Raw genomic sequence first — 24,417 nt, 5'->3', positions numbered from 1 at the left:
ACTCACCCCCCGGCCCCCCCGTACCTGTCCCTCCGCGTTTTTCACCGCCCCCCCCCCCCCCCCCACCCCGCGCCCGCGCGGGGCCCCCCCCCCCGCCCCCGGCCGCCCCGCGCCACCCCCCGAGCAGCGGTACCCGCGCGGCGGACAGCCCCGGCCACCGCACGAGCCCACCCAGGTGATGCGCCGCGACGCCGCCCGCGAACAGGCCCTGGCCTGGTCGCAGGTGCCGCCCGCGGACAACCCGCCCCGCTACCGCCAGGCCCCGCCGCGCCGCCCGGCAGACCATGCGCCGACGCAGCGGCCCGTGCCCTATCGCGAACCACCGCCGCCTCCGCCCCCGGGGCCGCCGCCGCGCCGGCGCGAGCGGCCGCCCCCGCCGCAACCGCGCATGCGCCGCAAGCGGCACTGGGGACGCTGGCTGGTCGCACTGCTGCTCGTCGTGCTCATCACGCCGATCGTGGCGGCGGTCTATCTGGACCGCTCGCTGCACCGCATCGACGCGCTCGGCGACTATCCCGACCGCGTCGGCGACACGCCGGGCACGAACTGGCTGCTGACCGGATCCGACAGCCGCCTGGGCCTGACCAAGGATCAGGAGAGCGAGCTGTCCACCGGCGACACCGCCGATGCCGGGGGCGAGCGCAGCGACACGATCATGCTGGTGCACGTCCCGAAATCGGGCGCCACCACCATCGTCAGCCTGCCGCGCGATTCCTATGTGCCCATCCCCGGCATCGGGCGGGACAAACTCAACGCGGCCTATTCCGCAGGTGGCCCGAAGCTGCTGGCGCAGACCGTGGAAACGGTCACCGGTCTGCATATCGACCATTTCGCGGAGATCGGTTTCGGCGGCTTCGCCGGAATGGTGGACGCGGTGGGCGGAATCGATATGTGCCTGCCCTACGCGATCGACGATCCGCTGGCCGGAATCGATCTGCCCGCCGGCTGCCAGCACCTCAGCGGTGCCCAGGCGCTCGGCTTCGTGCGCACCCGCGCGACGCCCCGGGCGGACCTCGACCGCATGCAGAACCAGCAGCTGTTCCTGGCGGCGCTGCTGAAGAAGGCGACCAGCACCGGCACGCTGGTCAACCCGCTGCGCAGCTGGCCGCTGGCGCAGGGCCTGGCCGACTCGCTGCAGGTCGACAACGACGACCACCTCTGGGATCTGGCCCGGCTGGGCTGGGGGCTGCGCGGCGACACCGTGACGACCACGGTCCCGATCGGCGGATTCGACGACGTGTCCGGCAGCGGCAACGTGCTGCTGTGGGACAGGGACAAGGCGAGCCGGTTCTTCGACGCACTCGCCTCGGACAAGCCGATTCCCGAGGATCTGCTCACGCGGTAACGTCGATCACATGCCGAACGACGCTCATCCCCCGGACAGCGCTCCCGCCGCGAACGGCGAGCGGTCGTTTCCCGCGGCACTGCGCGACCAGATCCGTCACGAATTCACCGCGGCGCAGCAGTATCTCGCCGCCGCGGTGTATCTGGACGCGATGCGGCTGCCGCGCCTGGCGGGCGTCTGTTATCGCGCGGCAGAGGACAAACGCGGGCACGCGCTGCGCATGATTCAATACCTGCTCGACCGCGACGTCGCGATTCGGGTAGGCGGGCTGGACGAGATCGTGTCCACCTTCGATTCGGCGCGCGCGGCCGTCGGTTTCCTGCAGCGGCGCGAACAGTGGCTGGCCACGCAGATGAATGCGCTGAGCCGCATCGCGTCCGACACCGGCGATTACCTGGGCGAGCAGTTCCTGCAGTGGTTCCTGCGCGACCAATTGGAGGAGGCGGCCCGCATGACCACGCTGCTCGCCGTCTGCGATCGCGCCGACGGAAACCTCTTCGATGTCGAGGACTTCGTCACACGCGAACTGCAGCGTCCGCCGAAACCGGATCCGGCCGCACCGAAAATGGCAGGAACAACACGCATTTAATTAGGCAATACTTGCCTCAATAAGGTTGTACTCAATAAGGGTGCACTTGGATGACAAGCGCGATAACCAGCATTAATGTCGTGCTCATGTCCAGCCACCCCGAAACCCCACGCAGCAAGTTCCACAGCTTGCTCCACGACCAGATTCGGCACGAATTCAATGCCGAACATCAGTACATCGCAATCGCGGTATGGTTCGACAATGCCGATCTTCCGGTGTTGGCGAAGTACTTCTACAAGCAGGCCGTCGAGGAACGCAACCACGCGATGATGATCGCGCAGTACTTCCTCGATCGCGATATGAGTATCGAGCTGTCCGGTATCGACGGCGCGAAGTCGAAATTCGAGAATGCCCGCGAGCCCATCGCCCTGGCCCTGTCCCAGGAGAAGACGGTCACCGATCAGATCGTCCAACTGGCCAGCACCGCCCGGGAAGAGGGCGACTATCTGGGCGAGCAGTTCATGCAGTGGTTCCTGAAGGAGCAGGTCGAGGAGGTCGCGCGGATGACGACGCTGCTCACCGTCGCCGACCGCGCCGGCAGCAACCTGTTCGATCTGGAATATTTCGTCTCCCGCGAGATGAGCGGACCGGACGATACGTCGGGTGCGCCGCATGCGGCGGGCGGATCGATCTGAGGTTCCCCCACGGTGAGCGACGCTCGGCTCCGCCTGTACGGAGCCGAGCTTTTCGCCGTCCTCGAACCGCTAGCGCAGCGTGACCTGACGCGACCGCAGCCCGTCGCGTGAGCGCCGCTCGTCGGAGCTCAACGGTGCGTCCGTGGCCAGCGCCTCGGCCAGCCGCGCGCCGAATTCCCGTGCGGGAGTGACCCATTCGCTCGGATGCCGCTCCCGATCCAGGTCGAACACCGGAACCAGCAGCCCGTGGGTGCGGAACGACCCGGCGAACCGGGAGCCCTCGCCGAGCTGCAGCCCACCGGCGGCGTGCACCCGGGCCAGCGCGAGCATCAGCGCGTCCTCGTCCTCGGGGCGGACCCAGCGCAGGTGGGCCTTCTCCCCGGCATCGACCCACCAGGCCGCGCCGATCGCATCCCCGCCCAGTTCCAGCCGGTCCGACGGCATGATCGCCTGGTTGGCCTGTTCGATGGTCGCGGCGACCTGCGGATCGGGCGTCACGCCCTCGGGCACCCACCAGTCGAAGTCCTGGTGCACGGTCAGATCTAGGCCCGCGCCGGGATCGATCACCTGATCCAGCGCCGGTACCGCATCGTCGGCGGCCGCGGCGGCCTGCAGCGACTCGCCGGGCTCGGCGGTTTGCGTCCACAGCACGGCGGCGGCCAGATCGGCGGCCGGGTCGCCGGACTGGAACTGCACCTGGGCGCCGACGAATCCGGACGGCTCGTCACTCGCGCGCACCAGGGCGGCCACCGCCCCGGGCAGCACCGTGGCCAGCGTGACGGGACGCTTGGCGGCGACACCGGTGGACAGCTTCAGCGTCGCGGTGGCCGACGGCACGAACTCCCGTAGCGCAACGAGATCGCATTCGGCGGCCAGTCCGGCGAACGGGCGCGTCGCGGCCTGCGCCGCCCGCTCCTGTGCCGCGCGGCGCTCGGCGAGACGCTGGGCCCGATTGCTGTCGGGCTTGGGACTGTTGCGCTTGCTCTTACCCACGAACGGTGAACCTACAGTGTCGGATTGGGCACACGGCGCAGGGGCACGCGAGTCATACCGTGGCCAGTACCGCTTTGGTACGGCCCGGGTGATTGGTGGCGATCCAGCTGACGCCGAGATCGGCGCAGAGCTTGACGTCCTCGGCGGCGTCGACGGTCCAGCAGTAGGTGGCCCGCCCGGCCGCGGCGGCCTTGTCGACCAGGTCCGGATGCTCGCGCAGGGTCTTCACCGAGGGCCCGACGGCGGTGGCGCCCACCGTGGTCGCGGCGCTGCCGCCGAGATACCGCGACGACTCGCCGAGCAGCACCGTGGGCAGCAGCGGCGCCGACCGCCGGATGCGCCACACCGCGGTGGCGGCGAACGACATCACCACCGCGCGCGAATGATCGGCCGACGCCGGCGTCGCGATCCCGAAACGCTGCAACTCGGCCAGCACCTTGGCCTCCACCAGCGCGCCGTAGCGCACCGGATGCTTGGTCTCGATGAACAGCTTGGTGGGGCGGCTGCGCCAGTCCAGCACCAGCGAGATCAGCTCGCCGAGGGTGACCACGCCGGCCGGCGCGTCGTCGGCGCCGAAGTCCAGCTCGCGCAGTTCGTCCAGGCTCAGCTCGCTCACCAGCCCGGTGCCCGAGGAGGTCCGGTCCACGGTGCGGTCGTGCACGCACACCAGGTGCCCGTCGCGCGTCAGCCGGACATCGCATTCGACACCGTCGGCACCCTCCTGCAACGCCAGCTCGAAGGCCGCCAGGGTGTGCTCTGGGCGCGTGCCCGATGCGCCCCGGTGCGCCACCACGAACGGTGCGCGACTGTCTCGGCTCACTTCGCCATGACCTCCTCCTGCTCGGATCCGGCCTCGGACGCCACCTCGGGCTCCGCATCGGAGCCGTCATTCTTCCCGACCGCCGAATCCGGCGCGCGCCCATCGCTTTCCGCCACCGGGTGCACGGGCTCGATGACCGGAGCCGCCGGACCCACCGACGCGACCCACCGCTTCGGCATCCGGACGCGACCGCGCAGGTCACGACCCTCGATCAATCTGACGACCCACAGCGACAGCACGGCGACGGCGGCGGCCACCAGATCGGTCCAGACGGTGAACATCACACCGTCGGCCTGGGCCTGCAGCGATCCGGCGGTACGCCAGCACAGCGCGGCGATCACCATCGCGCCGTTGAGCACCCACGCGCACCACCAGATCCGCACCGCCCGCACGACCCGGGGGTCCCCGCCGCGCCGCCGGACCAGTTCCATCAGGAAGACGCCCGGCCAGATCAGGTTCACCCCGGGAATCACGCAGCCGCCCAGCAGCATCGGCAGCGACCGTGGATCGCGCCGCCCGTCGCGCGTGTACGCGGCCCGCCGGGCGTCGATCAGCCAGCCGACCAGCGCGAGGGCACCGGCCAGCGCGAACAGCAGGGCGAGCACGGCGGTCACGTACACCGCGATATCCGAGATCAGCAGCAGCGCGGGATGAATCAGGCGGGTGCGGTTGCGCAGCAGGATCAGATACCGCCCGAATTCGGCGATGCCCGCCGCCGCGAACACGACGGTCGTGATCACCAGCAGGCGGTCGAGACGGTCGGTCAGCCGGGACAGCGGATGGCGGGCGACGGACGCCGGGCGCGGCGGCTCGTCCCGCAGGCCCCAGCGCGGCATCTCGGTGTAGCGGGGGGTCGACGGCGCGGACCGGGCGGGGCGGGCGGACCGGCCGGTGCGCGGATGCCGCCCCGGCGGCCGGGCCACCCAGCGGTAGTTGCGATGCTCGGCGGGAGCGTCCACCGGTGCCGGAGACAGCAGCACGCCGCGGCAGCGCGGGCACCAGTGCATCGGCCTGCCCTGCACCGCCCAGCGCGACCCGCAGCGGGCGCAGGGCTGCACGACCGTACTCATCGGGCGCCGCCCCCTTTCCTCGGTAGCTGTGTCATAGGAAGCCGTGGGCCATCAGTCGACCTTCGCCTCGTGTCGTCGGAAGCCGTGGGCCATCAGTAGATCCTCGCCTCGTGTCGTCCGGAGCCGTGGGCCATCAGTAGATCCTCGCCTCGTGCCCGTCCGCGCCCGTCAGCGGGCGGCCGGAGCGCTGCCACGCGACCATGCCACCGACGACGTGGACGGCGTCGAATCCGACGTGCGCCAGGTACTTCACCACCTCGATGGACCGGCCGCCCTGGCGGCAGACGACGTAGATGTCGGAGTCGTAGTCGAGCTCATCGACCCTCGCCGGAACGTCGGCCATCGGAATGTGCAGGGCGCCGGGCGCGTGTCCGAGCTGCCATTCGTCGTCCTCGCGGACGTCGAGCAGGATGGCACTGGATCCGGCCGCGGCGGGCACGGCGGCGTCGAACTCGGCGGGCACTTCGTCGACCGGCACCGACGGAACTTCGGGGCTCGTCACGGTTCCGATCCTGCCACGGGCGCCGGACGTGCGTGGAGTTCCGCCGGTCTTGCGCCCCGCCGCGGCGCGAGACATGCGGGGCCCGAACGTGCGGTCTGTTCCGGCGGTGATACCCGGGCGCATCCCCCGCACCAGCCCGGACTGTGTATATCCCGGCCTTAGTTATCCACATAATCCACAACCTGATCCACAGGTTTACGGTGAGCCGGTCGATCGACCACCCGGATCGGGCGGGCGGAGCCTACGCAGCGCATGCGGGTGACCGATCCGAGACTCCCCTCCTCATCCCGGAGCGGTCACCCGCCGCCGAAGCGGGGCCACACCGCAGGTCGGGTACGTATCCGAGATCCGCGGCGTGGTCCCGACAACTACTTGGACGAGACGTCCGCCGGTTCGGTTCCCATGACTTTCGAAAAAAACGACAACACTAGCGAGAAACTGAAATCCCGGGCTCCGGGCTGCTTCGTCGGTAGCCTTGGACCATGGACGCGAGCAGGGGGTTACTCGACGGATTGGATGCGGCCGGGCTGAACACCGCGCTCTCCGAGGCCACCTGCCTCGGTGTCACGGTCGATGCGGCCGCCGCGCGGCTGCGACTCGAACTGGAGGTGCTGACCCTGCCGGCCGACGGGCCGCCGCCCGAGGACCGCCGCGTATTCCTGACGCTGACCGGGGTCAGCCGGGTCGCCGCGTCCCTGCGCAGGCAGGAGTGGGACGACCTGGAACCGCAGATCTCCCCCCTCACCCTGGACACCCTCGGCGAGGCGATCGCCAGTTTCGGCGGCGGCGCGCTGCACGGCTGGGATTTCATCGACGTCGACGACAGCGGCTGGGCGCTGTGGGGCGAGCTGCTGAGCCTCGACACCGCGGTCAGCGACAGCCCGGCCGTCCACGTGCTGGAATTCTCGCAGCAGGAGGGCGTCGATCCCCGCGAACTCGACGTGCGGGTGTGGTTCGAGGGCCTCGAGGTGGAGACCGCCGACGGCCGCCCGCTCACCCCGGCCGAATTCGCCGACGGGGGCCGGCGCTGGTGGAAGGCGCACGACGCCTGCGATCCGCGCACCATGCTGCCCGACGTCGCACCCCCCATGTAGCCTCCGCTTCCCCACGTCATCCCGCCTTTTTCCCGGGCGGGCGGTTAATCGCGCCCGTGCCGGTCATTCGACAGAGGCAAACAGCGCCCGTGGGTACTAGCGTCGTCGGTGCCGGCGGCCCGGATCGCCGCCGGTCGGCGTCCACACCGTGGGACACCGGCCGGGTTCGGAATCCGGGGGCATGGAACCCGGTTGCAACCGAGCGGGTGTACGAATGATGGTTGGGTGCGCCCGAGACAATCTCGGGTGCACACGGCCCGACATCATGAGGAAGGGACATCGTGGCTGAGTACACGCTGCCAGATCTGGATTACGACTACGGCGCCCTGGAGCCGCACATCTCCGGGCAGATCAACGAGCTGCACCACTCCAAGCACCACGCGACCTATGTCGCCGGTGCCAACGCGGCGCTCGAGAAGCTGGAGGCCGCCCGCGAGTCCGGTGACCACGGCGCGATCTTCCTGAACGAGAAGAACCTGGCCTTCCACCTGGGTGGGCACGTCAACCACTCCATCTGGTGGAAGAACCTGTCCCCGAACGGCGGCGACAAGCCGGTCGGGGAGCTGGCCGCCGCCATCGACGACCAGTTCGGCTCGTTCGACAAGTTCCGCGCGCAGTTCACCGCCGCCGCCAACGGCCTGCAGGGCTCCGGCTGGGCGGTGCTGGGTTACGACCAGCTGGGCCAGAAGCTGCTGACGTTCCAGCTGTACGACCAGCAGGCCAACGTGCCGCTGGGCGTCATCCCGCTGCTGCAGGTCGACATGTGGGAGCACGCCTTCTACCTGCAGTACAAGAACGTCAAGGCCGACTACGTCAAGGCCTTCTGGAACGTCGTCAACTGGGCCGATGTGCAGGAGCGCTTCGCCCGGGCGACCTCCCAGGCCAAGGGTCTCGTCTTCGGCTGACAACGCTCGACCCCGACCGGGCCCGCGAATCTGATTCGCGGGCCCGGTTTCGTGTTTCCGGCCTGTTACCTGGGGTTTGGCACTCTCTGGTACTTGTGTGCCAGACATTGTTTGCGTCATTCTCGGGTACTCACAACTCAAGGACGGGTTCGCTCCTCGGGAGGTAGCGATGCGCACGAACGATCAGGTACTGGTCACGCCCTTCCAGGCGCACGGACTACTGCGGGGTTTCCTCATCGGCGGCCGCTGGCCCGACACCACCAAGGAGTGGGCGCAGTTGCTCGTCCTGGCGGTCCGGGTCGCCAGCCTCCCCGGGCTGCTGGCCACCTCCACCGTCTTCGGGGCCCGCGAGGATCTCCCCGACGACCCGGAGCCGGGCACGATCGGCCTGGTGCTGGCCGAGGGGCCGGTGCTGGGCGACGAGGCCGTCGAGCCCGGCCGATTCGCCGATCACGTGCCGCCCGCGCTGATCATGCTGCATCCACCGTCGGAGACGCGCCCGGCGCTGCCGGAATCCACGGGCGCGGCGTCGGGCTGCGTGCTGCTGCCGGGAGTGCCGCACCTGGGCTTGGAGCACCGCGCGGCATGGGTGGAGGCCGAACTCGACGGCACGGTGAACACCATGGTGAGCCGGGTGGGCGTGGATCCCAACAGCGATCCGGACACCGCCGTGCTGGCCATGCTGCTCGCGGCCTGAATCGCCGCGCTCCCCCTGCCGACCAGGGCTCGAGGGTCGGCTGTCCGAGTCCGTGCGGGTCTGCTGCCAGGTTGCGACGGGTACCCGAAACTTTCGGCAGGGATCGCCAAACTTATTGTGCGCATTGCGATTTCGGCGACAGGGGGTTGGCGTACGACGGTAACCGAGGGTAGGCTGACCGTCAGCGAAGGGGAGTAGCCCCCAATCACGTGGTCGACATACTGACCCGCCCCGCGAGATCCGTCGAGCAGGTCCGGCCACGTGAACCGGAATCCCGGTGGGCGAGACCTTCGGCCGATGACAGACCGACCGATTATTCGGTGCGTTGTCGGCTGAGGGCGCACCCGTCTTCGGCCGGCAGGCCGGAGACCTGGGAGCCGATTTCATGATCACCACGATTGCGCTGAGCTTCGGCGTGATCTTCGTCGCCGAACTCGGCGACAAGTCACAGCTGATGGCCCTGACCTTCGCGCTGCGGTACCGGTGGTGGATCGTGCTGTCGGGCATCGCGGCCGCCAGCGTCGCGGTGAATCTGATCGCGACGGGTGTCGGGCACTTCCTCGGCGCCGCGCTGCCGACGGAGCTGATCGCGGTGTGCACCGGCGTCATCCTGCTCGCGGTCGGCGGGTGGACGCTGCGCGAGGTGCACGCCCGGGGCGCGGATCCCGAGACCACCGCGGCGGACTCCGCCGCGCGGCCGCCGGGCCGGGCCTTCTTCGTGGTGCTGTCGGCCTTCCTGCTCGCCGAGCTCGGCGACCGGACCATGTTCGCCACCATCGCCCTCGCCTCCAACCGCAGCTGGGTGGCGGTGTGGACCGGATCGGTGCTGGGCATGGTCGCCGCCGGGGCGCTGGCCATCGCGATCGGGATCACCGTCGGCAGGCACCTGCCCGAACGCCTGATCGCGACCGGCTCGGGCCTGCTGTTCCTCTACATCGGCACCGCCACCCTGCTGGGCGCCCTGGCTCCGACCCTGGGCCAGCTCCCCGAGCTGGCACTCGCCGCGATCACCCCCGCCCTGGCAGGAGGCGCCCTCTGGGTACTCCGCCGAACCGAACCGGCTCGACACCCACGGCTGAGCGAACTCGGTCGCTGAGGGAGGGCGGTCAGGTGTGGGAGGCTGCGGGGGTCTGCTCGGAGGGGGCGGCGCCGAACAGGTCTCCGCTGCGGCGTATCAGGTCCAGCAGCGGGTCGCGCAGGGCGTGTAGTCCGTTCAGGTCGTCGGCGGCGACTCGCGTGGTGACCATGGCGCTCAGGGCGGCCACCAGGGTCTGGCAGGCGAAACGTTGCTGTTCGGTGTGGGCGTCGAGGATGTCGGCGAGCATCGAGACGAACGATTCCTGCAGCTGCGCGCGGCGGGCAATGGCCTTGGGCCCCACCGCATATACCTCGACCAGGTAGAGCCGCGCGTTGGCCGGTTCGCTCGCCAGGCCGTCCAGGTAGGCGGTCAGCAGCGCGTCCATGCGCTGTTCCAGTTCCACCGGGGTGGACGAATCCGTGTGCGCCCGTGCCGCTTCCATGATCCGGTCCACCAGCAGCTGCACGGCCCGTTCGTAGGCGGCCTCGAAACAGTCCTCCTTGGAACGGAATTGCTCGTAGAAGGTCTCCCGGGACACGCCCGCCCGTTTGATGATCGCCGCGACGGACGTTCCCACATAACCGTTTTCGGACATCACCTCCGCCATCGCGCCCAGGATGCGGTCGCGCTGGGCGCGGACCACCGTCTCGCGGGGCAGGCCGTGACGGCCGCGGGGCAGCTGACGGGCGGTGCTGACCGGCTCTGGCATATCGACGACGGTAGCACTGAAGAACAGGGATGTTCACAAACGCCTCGGCGGCGACCCCCGGCCGACCGTCACCGAACGCCCATTATGGTGCTTATTGACGGAAGGCCAGCGAAGGGCCGTCACGAACGAGAGGACCAAAACACCGTGGAGATTTCGGGATCCGCCGCAATCATCACCGGAGCTGCGTCCGGCCTGGGCGCCGCGACCGCCAAGCGCTTCGCCGATCTGGGCGCGACCGTGTTCGGGCTGGACCTGCAGCAGTCCATCGAGCGGGCGGGCGACAGCGTTCCGGCCGGTGTCACCCTCATCCCGACCGATGTGACCAGCGCCGACGACGTCGCCGCCGCGGTCGCCACGGTCGTCGAGTCCGGTGTGCCGCCGCGCATCGTGGTCAACTGCGCCGGTGTCGGCTGGGCCGGTCGGATCCTGTCCAAGAACGGCCCGCACGATCTGGAGCTGTTCCGCACCGTCATCACCGTGAACCTGCTGGGCACGTTCAACGTGATGCGGCTGGCCGCGGACGCGATCGCCAAGACCGAGCCGCTCGACGAGTACGGTCAGCGCGGCGTCGTCATCAACACCGCCTCGGTCGCGGCGTTCGAGGGCCAGATCGGGCAGATCGCCTACTCGGCGTCCAAGGGCGGTGTCGCGGGCATGACCATTCCGGCCGCGCGCGACCTGGCGCAGTTCGGTATTCGCGTGGACACCATCGCCCCCGGCATCATCGACACCCCGATGCTGGCCGGTGTCACCGAGGAGTACCGCAAGGGGCTCGAGGCGGGCGTGCCGTTCCCCTCGCGCCTGGGCCGCCCCGACGAGTACGCCCAGCTGGCGCAGTACATCGTCGAGCACGACTACCTCAACGGCGAGACCATCCGCATGGACGGCGCCCTGCGCATGGCGCCGCGCTGACGCTCACGCCGAGTCGGAGGCGGGGCGCAGCCGGAGCAGGGCGCGGCGGGTGCTCGCCACGGCGGCCTCGGTGACGGCCTTGGTCACGAAATGCCCGACGGCGGTGACCAGGGCCAGCACCACGATCGCGGCGGGCGCCCACGACCAGCTCAGGGCCAGCAGGATGCGGTCGACGGTATCGCGCGGCTGCACCACCGGCTCCCAGCTGTTGAGCCGGGTCCAGCGGCCGAGGAAGATGCCGATCGCGCACAGCAGATGGACCGCGAGCGTGACCGGCGCCCGCCACCGGGCGAGACCCACGCCCTCCAGGAACCGCCCCAGCTCGGACAGCGCCAGGTAGTAGGCGAGAAATCCGGAGACGATCAGGGCCGCGTACAGCGGCAGCACCGTCGTGACCACCGGCCCGTCGCCGACGAAATGGATGTCCTCACGCAGGTGCACCAGATCGGTCACCACGTAGGGCGCGTTGGGCAGGAACAGCACGAACAGCGCGACCCCCGCCCACCACACCGGGGACCGCGGGATCGCCCGCGCGCCCCGCTGGGTGCGGAACACCAGCAGCGCCAGCACCACCGGAACCCACGCCAGCACCGTGTTCCAGGCCATCCAGTAGAAGTCTCGACGAACCAGGTCGATCAGGTTCGCCCCCACCGAGTCGAGCACGACGTCCATGCGATCCATGATGCGTGATCTTCGGCGCCGGGACACAGCAAGGCCCGCACCGGAAAACGGTGCGGGCCTTGGACGTTCGGTCTGTGATTACAGCGCGCGGACGCCGGAGGCCTGCGGGCCCTTCTTGCCCTGGGTGATCTCGAAGCTCACCTGCTGGCCCTCGTCGAGGCCCCGGTAGCCGGTGCCCTCGATCTCGGAGTAGTGGACGAATACGTCCGGCCCGCCCTCATGAGCGATGAAGCCGTAGCCCTTCTCCGCGTTGAACCACTTCACGGTTCCCTGAACCATCTTGTTTTCTCCTTGACAGAGTTTGTCATTCGGCACCGCGGTTGCGGCGGCCGAGTCGCACCCAGACGGCGACTTGCAACTTGCCTGGCAAGGAGAAGCGACGCCCGCACACTGTTCCGCACGAGCATGATGAAACAACAAAAAATGCGACTAACAACAGTAACGCACGAGAACCGCTGTTGTTCCCACGGCGGGGACAACCATGACCAGCGTCACAGCCGACCCCGCCGCGGACGACCGAGCGATTACAGCGTGCGCGTCAGCCGATCGGCCAGGACCTGGGCGAACCGGGCCGGATCCTTCAGCTCGCCACCCTCGGCGAGAACCGCTGTGCCGTAGAGCAGTTCGGCGGTCTGGGTGAGATCGTCGGCCTTACCCTCGTCGGCGTCGGCCTTCTTCTCGCCGTAGGCATCGCGCAGGCCGGTGACCAGCGGATGGCTCGGATTGAGCTCGAGAATTCGCTTGGTCTCCGGCAGGATCTGGCCCGAGGCGCGGTACATGCGCTCGAGCTGCGGGGTGAAGTCGAAGGCGTCGCCGACGATGCACGCCGGTGAGGTGGTCAGTCGCGCGGACAGGCGCACCTCCTTGACGCTGTCGTCGAGGGTCTGCTGCAGCCACTTCAGCACGTCGCCGAAGTCCTTCTCCTGCTGTTCGCGCAGCTGCTCGGACGCCTTCTTCTCCTCCTCGGTCTCCAGATCGACCTCGCCCTTGGCGATGGACTGGAACTGCTTGCCGTCGAACTCCGGCACCGCACCGACCCACATCTCGTCGACCGGATCGGTGAGGATCAGCACCTCGCGCCCCTTGGCCTTGAATGCCTCCATGTGCGGCGAGTTCTCGATCTGCTGCCGGGACTCGCCGGTCATGTAGTAGATCTGATCCTGGCCCTCGGCCATGCGCTCGACGTACTGGGCGAGCGTGGTCGGCTCGGACTCGGAGTGGGTGGAGGCGAACGAGGAGACCTGCAGAATGGTTTCGCGGTTGTCGAAGTCCGACAGCAGGCCCTCCTTGAGGACGCGGCCGAACTCCTTCCAGAAGGTCTCGTACTTCGAGGTGTCCTCCGCACCCTGCAGATCCTTCACGGTGGACAGCACCTTGCGCACCAGGCGCTTACGGATCATCTGGATCTGCCGGTCCTGCTGCAGGATCTCGCGCGACACATTCAGCGACAGGTCCTGCGCGTCCACCACGCCCTTGACGAAGCGCAGATACTCCGGCATCAGCTCTTCGCAGTTGTCCATGATGAACACCCGCCGCACGTACAGCTGCACGCCGCGCTGATGCTCGCGCTGGAACAGGTCGAACGGCGCGTGCGACGGAATGAACAGCAGCGCCTGGTATTCGAAGGTGCCCTCGGCCTTGAGCGGGATGGTCTCGAGCGGATCGTCCCAGGCGTGCGAGACGTGCTTGTAGAACTCCTTGTACTCCTCCTCGGACACCTCGCTCTTGGGCCGCGTCCACAGCGCCTTCTGCGAGTTGAGGGTCTGGTCCTCGAGGATCGTCTTCTCCTGCTTGTCCTCGCCCTCCCCCTCGGTGACCGTCCGCTCCACCTGCATGCGGATCGGCCAGGCGATGAAGTCGGAGTACTTCTTGACGATCTCGCGGAGCTTCCACTCCTGGGTGTAGTCGAAGAGGTGGTCGTCCTCGTCGGCCGGTTTGAGGTGCAGCGACACCTCCGTGCCCTGCGGCGCGGAATCCAGGTCCTCGATCGTGTAGGTGGACGACCCCGCCGCCGATTCCCAGCGGGTGGCTCCGGACTCGCCCGCCTTGCGGGTGGTGAGGGTGACCCTGTCGGCGACCATGAAGGTCGAATAGAAGCCGATACCGAACTGACCGATCAGTTCCTCGGCCTCGGTCTGCGACTTCTTGGCCTCGAGCAACTGCTTGCGCAGCTCCGCGGTGCCCGACTTGGCCAGGGTGCCGATGAGATCGACCACCTCGGCCCGGGACATGCCGATGCCGTTGTCGCGCACCGTCAGCGTCCGGCCGTCCTTGTCGACCTCCAGCTCGATGTGCAGGTCGGAGGTGTCGACCTCGAGATCCTTGTCCCGGTACGACTCCAGCCGCAGCTTGTCCAGGGCGTCGGAGGCGTTCGAGATCAACTCGCGCAGGAATGTGTCTTTGTTCGAGTAGACCGAGTGGATCATCAGTTCCAGGAGCTGATGGGTTTCGGCCTGAAACTCCAGCTGTTCGACGTGCTCGGGGGACGGTGAGCCGACGGAGCTTGCGGAGTCGGTGGGGCGGGTAGGCTCAGTCACGCCCAGATATTACGACGGCGGCGCAGGCGGGACGACAGGGCTGGGGTCGCGGAAGTCCGACATGGCCGGAACCTCGGTCGCGGCGCCGGGTGCGCCGGGGCGGCGCGGGGCCATCCACTCGCGCAGCACCTGGGTGGCGCGCACATCGTCCTCGTTGTACTCCAGCAGCCGGGTGCGCTGGGTGAGGTCGGGCTCGCCGTCGTAGCCGACCGCCTGCCGGTACCAGCTCATCGACGCCTCGCCACCCGCCTCGGGGTCGCGCCAGCCGAATCCGGCCACCGGGGCGATCTTCTTCAGGCCCTTGCCGTTCGGGCAGATGAACTGCTCGGAGACCGCCTGGAACATGTCCACCCACTGCGGTCCGTCGACGAACTCGCGCACCTGCTCCTCGGTGGGGACGCCCGGCATGCCCGCGAATCGGCGGGCCGACTCGTAGAGCCACTTGTCCTCGGCCGTGCGCGAATAGCAGTAGGCGGCAAAGGTTTTCCCGGCGGCGACGGCCTGCGCCCGCACCTGCATCAGCCACGCCCAGAACTCGGCGAAGGAGCGCGCCTCGTCCTGGGTCGGCAACGGATCCCAGGTGACGAACGGGCGGTAGACGCCCTCGAGCAGGGTGCCCCACAGGTAGGCGCCGTACTCCTGGAAGCTCTCCAGGTCGACATCGACCTCGACGTCGGCGCGCTGCACGCGCACCTGGTCGAAGCGGCGGACCAGCGGGGCGCCGGAGATCCAGGCCCGCGCGGTGACCACGGTCTCGGTGAACGGCTCGTACTGCCAGTCGTCGGGGTCGTCACCGGTCCAACCGGCCAGGTCCTCGATGGTCTCGACGCCGTGCCGGCGCAGCAGCTCGGCGCGCGAGCCCGGGGCGACCAGGCTGACATCGCGATGTTCGGTCAGCCAGCGCTCGCAGCTCGGGGTCTCCGGGGTGGCCGAGCGGGACCACCACGGGCAGCGGCGGCATTCGGGCACCTTGGACGGGATCGTCGGCAGCTCACCGCGCACCACCGCGATCCGGTCGGCGTAGCGGCGGTCGTAGTCGTCGAGCAGGGGGGCGAGGTCGTGCACCAGGATGCGGTCGAAGTGGTAGCCGATCGCCCCGCCGACCAGGGCCGGACTCGCCAGGCCGTGGCGCTGCAGCATGCGGTACAGGTGGGCCAGGCGCTGCTGGTCGCGCGGCTGGGCACGCACGCGCACGTGCCGGTCCGGGCGGGGCTCCCAGCGGTAGAGGTCGGAGGTGAGCGGATGGAAATCGGCCGGGTCGGGCTGCCGCGGGTCGGTGATCTTGTGATTGACGACGACGACCGGGAGATAACCGCCGCGGTCGGTATCGCGCAGCAGGATTTCCGACCCGCCGCGGCGGCCGGTGTCGGCCTCCTGTGGCAGCAGCGCACCCCAGATCCGCGGCACGCCGTCGGCGCAGGCGCGCATGGTGGCCGCGGCGCGCTCGCGCGCGGGGAGCGAGGGATCGACCACGACCCACTGATCCGGGGCGGCGGCCACGAGCGTATCGCGCACCTTCTCCCGGTGTGCCCGGGCGGCCTCGCGGCGCTGCTGGACTCCCGCGTCCTCCGCGACCCCCACCAGCACCTCGGGATGGGTGGCCTCCAGATGCAGCCGATGCCGACATCCGATCAGTGCGCGGGCATCGACATAAGCCACCCGACCGTTCCCCGTATCGCTTGCCGCGGAAGGCATTTCGCGCTCCTCCACCCCCGGCGCCACCGCCCGCGCATCCCACTCCCCGGTACCCGCGGCGACGGCGGCACCCGCACGCGTCGCGGCCGCCCGCCGCTCCGCGCCGCCGCCCTCGTGATCGCGCCCATTCCGGTCGCCGCTGCCCGAATACACGTAAGCAGTATGGTCCAGACCCCCGACATCCTCGCGAACCGCACCACACGATCTGCGGCGGCGGGCAAACCCAGTAGGGTTTGGCGCAGACTGTGTGCACCGGACTACGCGGCAGGTAGCGGCTGCCTGCGGCGAATCAGCATGACGGAGGGCTTCATGGGGTTGTTCACCAAGCGCAAGCGGCGGCCGGACCGCAAAGCCGAGGCGAAGGCTCTCAAGCACAAGGCCGCCATGGAGGCCAAGCTCAGCGCCCGTAACGAGCGCAAACGCGATCGTGCCGAGGCCCGCAACCAGCGGGAGGTGGCCAAGCAGCAGATCGCGACCCTGAAGGCGGAGGAGAAGGCCGCGCAGAAGGCGGCCGCGAAGGCCGAGCGGGACCTGCTCTCCGCGGGCCAGGTCAAGAAGTATCTGGGCGTGGCCCGGGTGCTGGTGCCGGTGCTGGCCCCGCTCGCCTATCGCGCCGCGACGTTCATTCGCGGGCAGGTCGACACCCGCCGGGCCCAGCGGCTCGGCATCGGCCTGGATCAGCTCACCGATTTCAGCGGCCACGGCGCCAAGCTGCAGGCGCGCGTCGTCAATGCCGAGGGCGCGCTCACCGAGATCGAGGGCAAGGCGGACCGGAGCGCCGACCAGCAGGAGACCGGGAAGTTCGTCGCCACCACCCGGGACCGGCTCGAGAGCCTGACGGCCGCGGTTCGCACCGCCGAGCAGATGCCCCCGCAGCGCCGCCGCGCCGTGCACGGGTCGATCTCCCACGAGCTGTCCGGCATCGAGGCCGATATTCTCGCCCGCCTCGGCGTGCGCTGAGCCCCGGAAACCCGCACCGATGAGCCACCGTGGCCTGCCACGACCCGGGGCGGTGGGTCACGCACCCGCCGCAACCGGCGGCGGGTCGCGGGCGGGCATCGGTATCGCCTCTCGGGATCTCGGCACCGCCACCGGGCATCGAGCCGATTCGGCACGAATTCGATTGCCGGGTGGGCGGATCCGCCCACAGTCGCGACACCCGTCGCCCGGAGACGGCCGTCTGCGCGGCATTCTGGCGGGTACGACGGTCATGGTGCTCGCGGTGGCGGCGCACGGGCTGGCCGGTGGCGGATATCCCGGGTCGACGGCGCTGACGCTGTTGCTGCTGGCGGCGGCGACGGGCGGGGCGATCATCGCGAACCTGCCGCAGCCCGCCGGGAAGCTCGGCCGCGCAACACTTTTCGCGGTACTGTCCGGAGCCCAACTAACCGGGCACGCGGCCCTGTCCGGAACGATCGGGCACGACCACGGCGCACCGGTCCGCGAATCCGCCCACGCCGCAGACATTCTCGTCGCCGGGGTGCACCTGCCCGCCGGGCCGATGCTGGCCGCCCACGCGCTCGCGACGCTGCTGTGCACGATTCTGATCGGTGCCGCCGACCGGCTGTATGCCGTTGTCTCGCAGACCATTCGCGCGATCGTCGGCGCGCCGTGCCCACCGCCGCCCTTCGGCTCGGTCCGCTGGCCGGGCTCGGTGACCCGCTCCTACCGCTTTCTCCGTCTCGGCGCGATCGCCCCGCGCGCGCCACCGGTGCCGGTCTGATCCCCCGACACCTCACCCCTCGACCGAGAAAGTTCCCATGTCCACAGTGATTCCGCGCGCCGTCGTCACGGCGGGCGTCGCGACCGGGCTGGCCCTGCTGGGGTCCGGCACCGCCGCCGCGCACGTCACCGCCGACGCACCCGGCGCCGAGCAGGGCGGCTACACCGTCGTCACGTTCAAGGTGCCGACCGAATCGGCGACCGCCGCCACCACCAAGCTGACCGTCACCCTGCCCGGGCTGTCCTCCGCCCGCACCGAGCCGATGCCCGGGTGGACGGCCACCGTCGACAAGAACGACAAGAATCAGGCGATCGCCGTCACCTGGACGGCCGACCCCGGCAATCCGGGCGTCGCCCCCGGCCAGTTCCAGCGCTTCGTCCTGTCCGCGGGACCGCTGCCCGAGCAGGCGACGGTCGGCTTCCCGGCCGCGCAGTCCTACAGCGACGGCAAGGTCGTCAACTGGGATCAGCCGATGGGCCCGGACGGTGCCGAGCCGGAGTATCCGGCACCGGAATTGACGCTCGCGCCGGGCGGCTCCGGCGACGATCACAGCGTGGCCGCGAGCGGTACCCGGACGCCGCACGAGACCGACACCACGGCGCGCTGGCTGGGCGGCATCGGCCTGGCCCTCGGCGCACTGGGTGCCCTGGCGGGCCTCGGCGCACTGATCCGGGGAGGGCGGTCGTGATGCGGCGCCTCCTGTTCGCCCTGGTGAGCGGCCTGCTGCTCGGCGGCCTCGCGATCGTGGCCGCGGGTCCGGCCGCAGCCCATTCGTCGGTCGTGGCCACCGATCCGGCCGACGGCGCGCAGATCGACGCGAGCCCGGCCCGGGTCAGCGTCACCTTCAACGAGAACCTGCAGCCCAATTTCCCGTCGCTGACCGTGGTCGGCCCGGACGGCAACCGCTGGGACAAGGGGCAGCCGGTCATCGACGGGCCCACCGCGAGCGTCGAGGTGGGTGAGCTCGGTCCGGCCGGTCGCTACACCATCGCCTACCGCGTGACCTCCGCCGACGGCCACCCCGTCAGCGGCACCCGCACGTTCACGCTCACCAAGCCCGGCAACGGCGCCCCCGGCGCGAAGGCCGACCCGGCGGGCGAGGCCGACGACAACGGATCCGGCGGCATCCCGGTGTGGGTGTTCGTCGTGGCCGCGGTCGTGGTGCTCGGTGGCGTGCTGGCGGTCGTGCTGCTCGGCCGCGGAAGCACCCGCAAGCGACAGTGAGCAGGTCGGCGACCGGCGGCAGTGCGACCGCCCTGCGCGCGGCGCTGCTGCTGGTCGTCCCGGCCGCACTGCTCGGGTGCGCGCTGGCCTGGGCGCTGGCCGCCCCGGATCCGGTGCAGTCCGAGGCCCCGGTGCGGGCGCTGGCCGACTGCGCCGGCGCGACCGTGCTCGGCCTGGCCCTGCTCCCGCGGCTGCACGACCGGCTGCGGCCGCCGTGGCGGCCGCTGGCCGGGTTCGGCGGGCTCTGGGTAGCAACGGAATTCGCGGTGCTGGCCTGCGAGGCCGCGCAGGTGGTCGGGGTGCCGGTGGCCCGGCTGCGGCTGCCGCAGTTCGGCGACTACCTGATCTACATCAGCGGCGGCCAGGTGGGCATCGCGATCCTGATCGGCACCTGCGCGGTCACCGGCTACTGCACGCTGGCCTATCGGCGGCCGCAGCACGCCACCGCCGATCTGGTGCTGGTGTTCGCGGCGGTCGCGCTGGTGCTGCGGCCGATCACCGGACACATGTCGCAGCAGGCGTTCGGGTCGGTGCTGGCGGCCGCGCACGCGCTGGCCGCGGCGGTCTGGTTCGGGCTGCTACTGGCGCTGGCGCTGGTGACGCGCACCCGCGGCGAATGGGCGGTGCTGCTGCCCCGGTATTCGGCCTGGGCGCTGCCCGCGCTGGCGGTGGTGACGGTGACCGGCGTCTGCAACGGGCTGGTCCGGCTCGGCGGGCTGACACCGCTCGTCGATACCGGCTACGGCCGCATCCTGGTGGCCAAGACGGCGCTGCTGGGCGCGCTGCTCGCGCTGGGCTGGTGGTGGCGCCGGCACTGGGTGCCGGTGGCGGGCGACCACCGGATGACCGCCGAATCCTCGCTGCGCCGAGCGGTTTCCGAGGTGGTGGTGATGGCGCTGGTGTTCGGTCTGGCGGCGACGCTGGCGGTCACCGCGTGACGCTCGCGGGCGAGATGCCTGACACCGCGAAGGCCCCCGGAAACACCGACCGGCGCCATGGCAAGCTGGGGTTCGTGACCGAATCAGCAAACCCAGTCGCGACGGCCGACCTCGCCGACGAGATCGGCCCCGAAATCCGCAGTTGCGATACGCAGTTCACGCAGTTCGGCGGCCGCGAGGCGTTCTCCGGACGGATCGTCACCATCCGCTGCTTCCAGGACAACCTGCTGGTCAAGCAGACGCTGGGCGAACCCGGCGAGGGCCGGGTACTGGTGGTCGACGGCGGTGCGAGCGTGCACACGGCCCTGGTCGGGGACATCATCGCGGGCCGCGGCGTGACCAACGGCTGGGCGGGGGTCGTCGTGCACGGCGCCGTCCGCGATTCGGCGATCCTGCGGACCCTGGACATCGGCATCAAGGCGCTGGGCACCAACCCCCGCAAGAGCACGCAGACCGGGTCCGGCGAACGCGATGTGCCGGTCGAATTCGGCGGGGTCACCTTCGTGCCGGGCGAGATGCTCTACAGCGACCACGACGGCATCGTCGTGCGGGCGTAAATACGCCACTGTCACACGGTGACCACGCGCACCTGGTGGCTGGCCAGGGAGACGACATCACCGGCGTGCAATTGACGGCCGCGCCGCAGTTCGACCTCGTCGTTGACGCGGACCAGGCCCTCGGCGATCACCGCCTTGGCCTCCGAGCCGGTATCGATGAGGTTGGCCAGTTTCAGGAACTGTCCGAGTCGGATGACTTCGTCATCGATCGGCACATCTACTGGATCCGCCATGGGGTACATCATTACCTCTCGCCGCCGCACCGGCACATCCCGGCCCCCGGACATGCCCGCCGACCTTCTGTATTCGAGCCCGGTCAACCGCCACACTGATGCGGTGACTTCGACGCAGGACCGGCAGCACCCCGATACCGAGCACAGACCGCGGCCGACGGAGGTGCCGCATCGCGGACACGGGCGGTTGCGCGAGGTGCCCCACATCGTGGGACTCGTCCTCGGGGTCTTCTCCGTGCTGTGCGGGCTGTGGAGCATCTCCCCCGGCCTGCGATTCATCACCCAGATCCCCCGGCGCTATATCGACGCCTACTACTTCGACGCCCCCGACACCAGCCTGGTGTGGGCCCTGATCGTGGCCCTGCTCGCCGGGGCCACCGCCAGCCGCAAGCGGATCGCCTGGTGGCTGCTGGTCGGTTACCTGGCGTTGTTCGCCGTCGGCAACGCGCTCGCCTTCGCCGACGACCGCAATATCCACGATCTGATCGCGCTGATCGTGCACGCCGCGGTGATCGGCCTGCTGATCGTGTCCTGGCCGGAGTTCTACACCCATGTGCGCCGCGGTGCGGGATGGGTGGCCCTGGGCGTGCTGGTCGGGGGGCTGGCGATCGGCTGCCTGGTCGGCTGGGGGCTGGTCGAGGTGCTCCCCGGCAGCCTGCCGCGCGGTGCCGAGCGGCCGCTGTGGGCGGTGTCGCGGGTGACGGCGGCGGTCGTGGTCAGCAACGACAACTTCGACGGCCATCCGCCGCACCTGGTCAACCTGCTGCTGGGCTTCTTCGGCTTCCTGGCCCTGATGGCGGCGGCCGTGGTGCTGCTGCGCTCGCAGCGCGCGGAGAACGCCATGACCGGACTCGACGAATCGGCGCTGCGCGGGCTGCTGGAGCGCTCGGACGTGGAGGATTCGCTGGGCTACTTCGCCACCCGCCGCGACAAGGCCGTGGTCTTCGCGCCCAGCGGCAAGGCGGCGGTCACCTATCGCGTGGAACTCGGGGTGTGCCTGGCCTCCGGCGATCCGATCGGGGTGCGCGAGGCGTGGTCGCAGGCGATCGACGCCTGGCTGCGGCTGGCCGACCAATACGGTTGGGCCCCCGCGGTGATGGGGGCGGGCGAGCAGGGCGCCACGGCCTATCGCCGCGCCGGGCTGTCGGCGCTGCGGCTGGGCGACGAGGCGATCCTCGAGACCCGCACGTTCTCGCTGGCGGGCCCGGAGATGAAGCAGGTGCGGCAGGCCGCCAACCGGCTGCGCAAGCAGGGCTTCACCGTGCGCATCCGCCGCCACAGCGAGCTGACCCCCGACGAGCGGGAGCAGATGGTCTCGCGCGCCGACACCTGGCGCGATACCGAGACCGAGCGCGGTTTCTCGATGGCGCTCGGCCGCCTCGGCGATCCCCTGGACGGCAACAGCCTGCTGGTGGAGGCGGCCGACAGCGCGGGCCGGGTGTGGGGGATGCTCTCGCTGGTGCCGTGGGGGCGCAGCGGGGTGTCGCTGGATGTGATGCGCCGAGACCCGCAGGGCCCCAACGGGATCATGGAGCTGATGATCTCGCAGCTGGCGCTCAACTCGGGCCAGTACGGCCTCACGCGGATATCGCTGAACTTCGCGGTGTTCCGCTCGGTCTTCGAGGAGGGCGGCCGCATCGGCGCCGGGCCGGTGCTGCGGCTGTGGCGCAGCGTGCTGATGTTCTTCTCGCGCTGGTGGCAGCTGGAGGCGCTGTACCGGTCCAATGTGAAGTATCAGCCGCAGTGGGTGCCGCGGTTCTTCATGTTCGAGGAGCGCCGCCAGCTGCCGCGGGTCGCGCTGGCCAGCGCGCTGGCCGAGGGCTTCCTCCCCCGGTTCGGCAAGCAGCCGGATGCCATGGCGCACACCGGTGTTCGCTCGGCGGTCCCGCAGACGATGACCGGCCTGCACGCCGACGGCAGCCCGCCGGACCTGCCGCCCGCCGAGCTGGAGCAGGCCGGTCCCCGCCGCCCCGAACAGGTGCGGGTCCGGATGGACAAGGTCCGCCGGCTCGAGGCCACCGGCGTGGACGTCTATCCGGTCGCCTATCCCCCGACCCATACGGTCGCCTCGGCGCGGCGCTCGCCGAAGGGCACCACGGTGCGAGTGTGCGGGCGGCTGTTGCGCATTCGCGACTACGGCGGGGTGATTTTCGCGGTGCTGCGGGACTGGTCGGCCGATATCCAGCTCGTCATCGACCGCGGCAGGGTGGGCGCCGACCGGGCCGCGGAATTCGACGAGTACTTCGACCTCGGCGATCTGATCGAGGTCAGCGGCCAGGTCGGGCACAGCCGCCGCGGCGAGCTGTCGCTGCTGGCCCAGGACTGGCGGATGATCGGCAAATGCCTGCATCCGCTGCCCGACAAGTGGAAGGGACTGGCCGATCCCGAGGCGCGGGTGCGGCAGCGCTACGTCGACATGGCGATCAACACCGAGGCCCGCGAGGTGCTCACCAAGCGCAGCGCGGTGGTGCGGTCGCTGCGGGATACGTTGTCCGGCTGGGGTTTTCTCGAGGTGGAGACGCCGGTGCTGCAGCAGGTGCACGGCGGCGCCAATGCCGCGCCGTTCACCACCCACATCAACGCCTACGACCTGGATCTGTACCTGCGCATCGCGCCGGAGCTGTATCTCAAGCGGCTGTGCGTCGGCGGCATGGAGAAGGTCTTCGAACTGGGCCGGGTCTTCCGCAACGAGGGTGTGGACTTCAGCCACAACCCGGAATTCACGATTCTCGAGGCCTACGAGGCACACAGCGATTACGAGCGGATGATGCACGCCTGCCGCCAGTTGATCCAGGAGGCCGCCGTCGCCGCCAACGGGAAATGCGTTGCGCTGCGGCCGAACCCGGACGGCTCGCTGCGGGAGGTGGACATCTCCGGCGACTGGCCGGTCAAGACCGTGCACGGGGCCATCTCGGCGGCGATCGGCGAGACGATCACCCCGGACACCGAGACGGAGCGGCTGCGTGTGCTGTGCGACAAGGCGGGCGTCCCTTACCAATTCGGCTGGGACGCCGGGCAGATCGTGCTGGAGATGTACGAACATCTGGTGGAGGACCGCACCGAGGAGCCCACCTTCTACATCGACTTCCCCACCTCGGTCTCGCCGCTGACTCGCGCCCACCGCAGCATCGCGGGCGTCGCCGAGCGGTGGGACCTGGTGGCGTGGGGCGTGGAGCTGGGCACCGCCTACAGCGAACTGACCAACCCGCTGGAACAGCGCCGCCGCCTCACCGAGCAGTCGATGCTGGCCGCGGGCGGCGACCCGGAGGCGATGGAACTCGACGAGGACTTCCTACAGGCCCTGGAGTTCGCGATGCCCCCGACGGGCGGCCTCGGCGTCGGCGTCGACCGCGTCGTCATGCTCATCACCGGCCGCAGCATCCGCGAAACCCTCCCCTTCCCCCTGGTGAAACCGCGGACGTCGCAGGGAGATGCGCGGTAGTCACCCGCGGATCGGTGCCCCGCCGGGGATCGTGCGAG

25 protein-coding genes are annotated in these 24,417 nt (G+C 69.9%); 15 read left to right on the top strand and 10 right to left on the bottom strand.

Annotated features, from left to right (window positions below; genetic code table 11):
* Positions 1-178: 178 nt before the first annotated feature.
* From QH290_RS30720 to QH290_RS30710, 3 genes are all read left to right on the top strand, one after another.
* Entirely contained in the window at positions 179-1,345 is a 1,167-nt protein-coding gene (locus QH290_RS30720; protein ID WP_280386679.1) for an LCP family protein, read from the top strand.
* Positions 1,346-1,355: 10 nt separating this feature from the next.
* A complete protein-coding gene (locus QH290_RS30715) occupies positions 1,356-1,934 on the top strand; it encodes a ferritin (protein WP_280263096.1) in 579 nt (192 codons plus the stop codon).
* 86 nt (positions 1,935-2,020) lie between these two features.
* Entirely contained in the window at positions 2,021-2,569 is a 549-nt protein-coding gene (locus QH290_RS30710) for a ferritin (protein WP_280263100.1), read from the top strand.
* A gap of 69 nt (positions 2,570-2,638) precedes the next feature.
* Here QH290_RS30710 and QH290_RS30705 read toward each other — a convergent pair whose 3' ends face one another.
* The 4 genes from QH290_RS30705 to QH290_RS30690 all read right to left on the bottom strand — a co-directional run bounded on the left by QH290_RS30705 (position 2,639) and on the right by QH290_RS30690 (position 5,954).
* Positions 2,639-3,562, bottom strand: coding sequence for a DUF5926 family protein (locus QH290_RS30705; RefSeq protein ID WP_280263094.1), 924 nt, complete (start codon positions 3,560-3,562; stop codon positions 2,639-2,641).
* 52 nt (positions 3,563-3,614) lie between these two features.
* Positions 3,615-4,382, bottom strand: coding sequence for a glycerophosphodiester phosphodiesterase (locus tag QH290_RS30700; protein ID WP_280263092.1), 768 nt, complete (start codon positions 4,380-4,382; stop codon positions 3,615-3,617).
* Positions 4,379-5,452, bottom strand: a complete 1,074-nt coding sequence (locus QH290_RS30695) for a DUF4328 domain-containing protein (RefSeq protein ID WP_280386671.1) — start codon at positions 5,450-5,452, stop codon at positions 4,379-4,381. The genes QH290_RS30700 and QH290_RS30695 overlap by 4 nt, the downstream gene beginning before the upstream one ends.
* Before the next feature lie 133 nt (positions 5,453-5,585).
* On the bottom strand, positions 5,586-5,954 hold the full coding sequence (locus QH290_RS30690) for a rhodanese-like domain-containing protein (protein ID WP_280263089.1): 369 nt from the start codon (positions 5,952-5,954) through the stop codon (positions 5,586-5,588).
* 482 nt (positions 5,955-6,436) lie between these two features.
* Here QH290_RS30690 and QH290_RS30685 point away from each other — a divergent pair, with 482 nt between their 5' ends.
* The 4 genes from QH290_RS30685 to QH290_RS30670 all read left to right on the top strand — a co-directional run bounded on the left by QH290_RS30685 (position 6,437) and on the right by QH290_RS30670 (position 9,746).
* Positions 6,437-7,048 (top strand): hypothetical protein, encoded by a 612-nt coding sequence (locus tag QH290_RS30685; protein WP_280263087.1) that lies wholly within the window; start codon positions 6,437-6,439, stop codon positions 7,046-7,048.
* 281 nt (positions 7,049-7,329) lie between these two features.
* A complete protein-coding gene (locus QH290_RS30680) occupies positions 7,330-7,953 on the top strand; it encodes a superoxide dismutase (protein ID WP_068030007.1) in 624 nt (207 codons plus the stop codon).
* Positions 7,954-8,122: 169 nt separating this feature from the next.
* Entirely contained in the window at positions 8,123-8,650 is a 528-nt protein-coding gene (locus tag QH290_RS30675) for a peptidase (protein ID WP_280267618.1), read from the top strand.
* A 385-nt stretch (positions 8,651-9,035) separates the two neighbouring features.
* Positions 9,036-9,746, top strand: coding sequence for a TMEM165/GDT1 family protein (locus QH290_RS30670; RefSeq protein ID WP_280386669.1), 711 nt, complete (start codon positions 9,036-9,038; stop codon positions 9,744-9,746).
* 10 nt (positions 9,747-9,756) lie between these two features.
* On the opposite strand, the gene QH290_RS30665 is transcribed toward QH290_RS30670, so the two are convergent.
* Entirely contained in the window at positions 9,757-10,437 is a 681-nt protein-coding gene (locus QH290_RS30665) for a TetR/AcrR family transcriptional regulator (protein WP_280386667.1), read from the bottom strand.
* Positions 10,438-10,581: 144 nt separating this feature from the next.
* On the opposite strand from QH290_RS30665, the gene QH290_RS30660 reads away from it, so the two are divergent.
* A complete protein-coding gene (locus QH290_RS30660; RefSeq protein WP_068029999.1) occupies positions 10,582-11,349 on the top strand; it encodes an SDR family NAD(P)-dependent oxidoreductase in 768 nt (255 codons plus the stop codon).
* Positions 11,350-11,352: 3 nt separating this feature from the next.
* On the opposite strand, the gene QH290_RS30655 is transcribed toward QH290_RS30660, so the two are convergent.
* The 4 genes from QH290_RS30655 to QH290_RS30640 all read right to left on the bottom strand — a co-directional run bounded on the left by QH290_RS30655 (position 11,353) and on the right by QH290_RS30640 (position 16,415).
* A complete protein-coding gene (locus QH290_RS30655; protein ID WP_280267614.1) occupies positions 11,353-12,030 on the bottom strand; it encodes a DUF1361 domain-containing protein in 678 nt (225 codons plus the stop codon).
* 78 nt (positions 12,031-12,108) lie between these two features.
* A complete protein-coding gene (locus QH290_RS30650; RefSeq protein WP_068029993.1) occupies positions 12,109-12,309 on the bottom strand; it encodes a cold-shock protein in 201 nt (66 codons plus the stop codon).
* Between the two features lie 245 nt (positions 12,310-12,554).
* Complete coding sequence (gene htpG / locus QH290_RS30645) at positions 12,555-14,495, bottom strand: molecular chaperone HtpG (protein WP_280386677.1); 1,941 nt, start codon at positions 14,493-14,495, stop codon at positions 12,555-12,557.
* 81 nt (positions 14,496-14,576) lie between these two features.
* Complete coding sequence (locus QH290_RS30640) at positions 14,577-16,415, bottom strand: TM0106 family RecB-like putative nuclease (RefSeq protein WP_425303670.1); 1,839 nt, start codon at positions 16,413-16,415, stop codon at positions 14,577-14,579.
* 156 nt (positions 16,416-16,571) lie between these two features.
* On the opposite strand from QH290_RS30640, the gene QH290_RS30635 reads away from it, so the two are divergent.
* From QH290_RS30635 to rraA, 6 genes are all read left to right on the top strand, one after another.
* Complete coding sequence (locus QH290_RS30635; RefSeq protein ID WP_280267621.1) at positions 16,572-17,222, top strand: DUF6474 family protein; 651 nt, start codon at positions 16,572-16,574, stop codon at positions 17,220-17,222.
* Between the two features lie 52 nt (positions 17,223-17,274).
* Positions 17,275-17,985 carry a hypothetical protein gene (locus tag QH290_RS30630; protein WP_280386664.1) on the top strand — a complete coding sequence of 237 codons (711 nt, stop codon included), beginning with the start codon at positions 17,275-17,277 and terminating at the stop codon, positions 17,983-17,985.
* Between the two features lie 37 nt (positions 17,986-18,022).
* A complete protein-coding gene (locus tag QH290_RS30625) occupies positions 18,023-18,673 on the top strand; it encodes a YcnI family copper-binding membrane protein (RefSeq protein WP_280386662.1) in 651 nt (216 codons plus the stop codon).
* Positions 18,670-19,209 carry a copper resistance CopC family protein gene (locus QH290_RS30620; RefSeq protein WP_425301802.1) on the top strand — a complete coding sequence of 180 codons (540 nt, stop codon included), beginning with the start codon at positions 18,670-18,672 and terminating at the stop codon, positions 19,207-19,209. Before QH290_RS30625 ends, QH290_RS30620 begins: the two co-directional genes overlap by 4 nt.
* Positions 19,206-20,147 (top strand): copper resistance D family protein, encoded by a 942-nt coding sequence (locus tag QH290_RS30615; protein WP_280267611.1) that lies wholly within the window; start codon positions 19,206-19,208, stop codon positions 20,145-20,147. Before QH290_RS30620 ends, QH290_RS30615 begins: the two co-directional genes overlap by 4 nt.
* 74 nt (positions 20,148-20,221) lie before the next feature.
* Positions 20,222-20,704, top strand: a complete 483-nt coding sequence (rraA, locus tag QH290_RS30610; protein WP_280267610.1) for a ribonuclease E activity regulator RraA — start codon at positions 20,222-20,224, stop codon at positions 20,702-20,704.
* A gap of 11 nt (positions 20,705-20,715) precedes the next feature.
* Here the strand turns inward: rraA and QH290_RS30605 are convergent, their stop codons facing one another.
* Positions 20,716-20,937 (bottom strand): RNA-binding S4 domain-containing protein, encoded by a 222-nt coding sequence (locus tag QH290_RS30605; protein ID WP_280267609.1) that lies wholly within the window; start codon positions 20,935-20,937, stop codon positions 20,716-20,718.
* 52 nt (positions 20,938-20,989) lie between these two features.
* Here QH290_RS30605 and lysX point away from each other — a divergent pair, with 52 nt between their 5' ends.
* Positions 20,990-24,379, top strand: coding sequence for a bifunctional lysylphosphatidylglycerol synthetase/lysine--tRNA ligase LysX (gene lysX / locus QH290_RS30600; protein ID WP_425303671.1), 3,390 nt, complete (start codon positions 20,990-20,992; stop codon positions 24,377-24,379).
* Positions 24,380-24,417: the final 38 nt, after the last annotated feature.

The sequence above is a fragment of the Nocardia wallacei genome (genome assembly GCF_029869545.1).
GTDB lineage: Bacteria > Actinomycetota > Actinomycetes > Mycobacteriales > Mycobacteriaceae > Nocardia > Nocardia wallacei_A.
The sequence above is the reverse complement of the archived record's forward strand: the minus strand, read 5'-3'. Positions and strand labels throughout refer to the sequence as shown.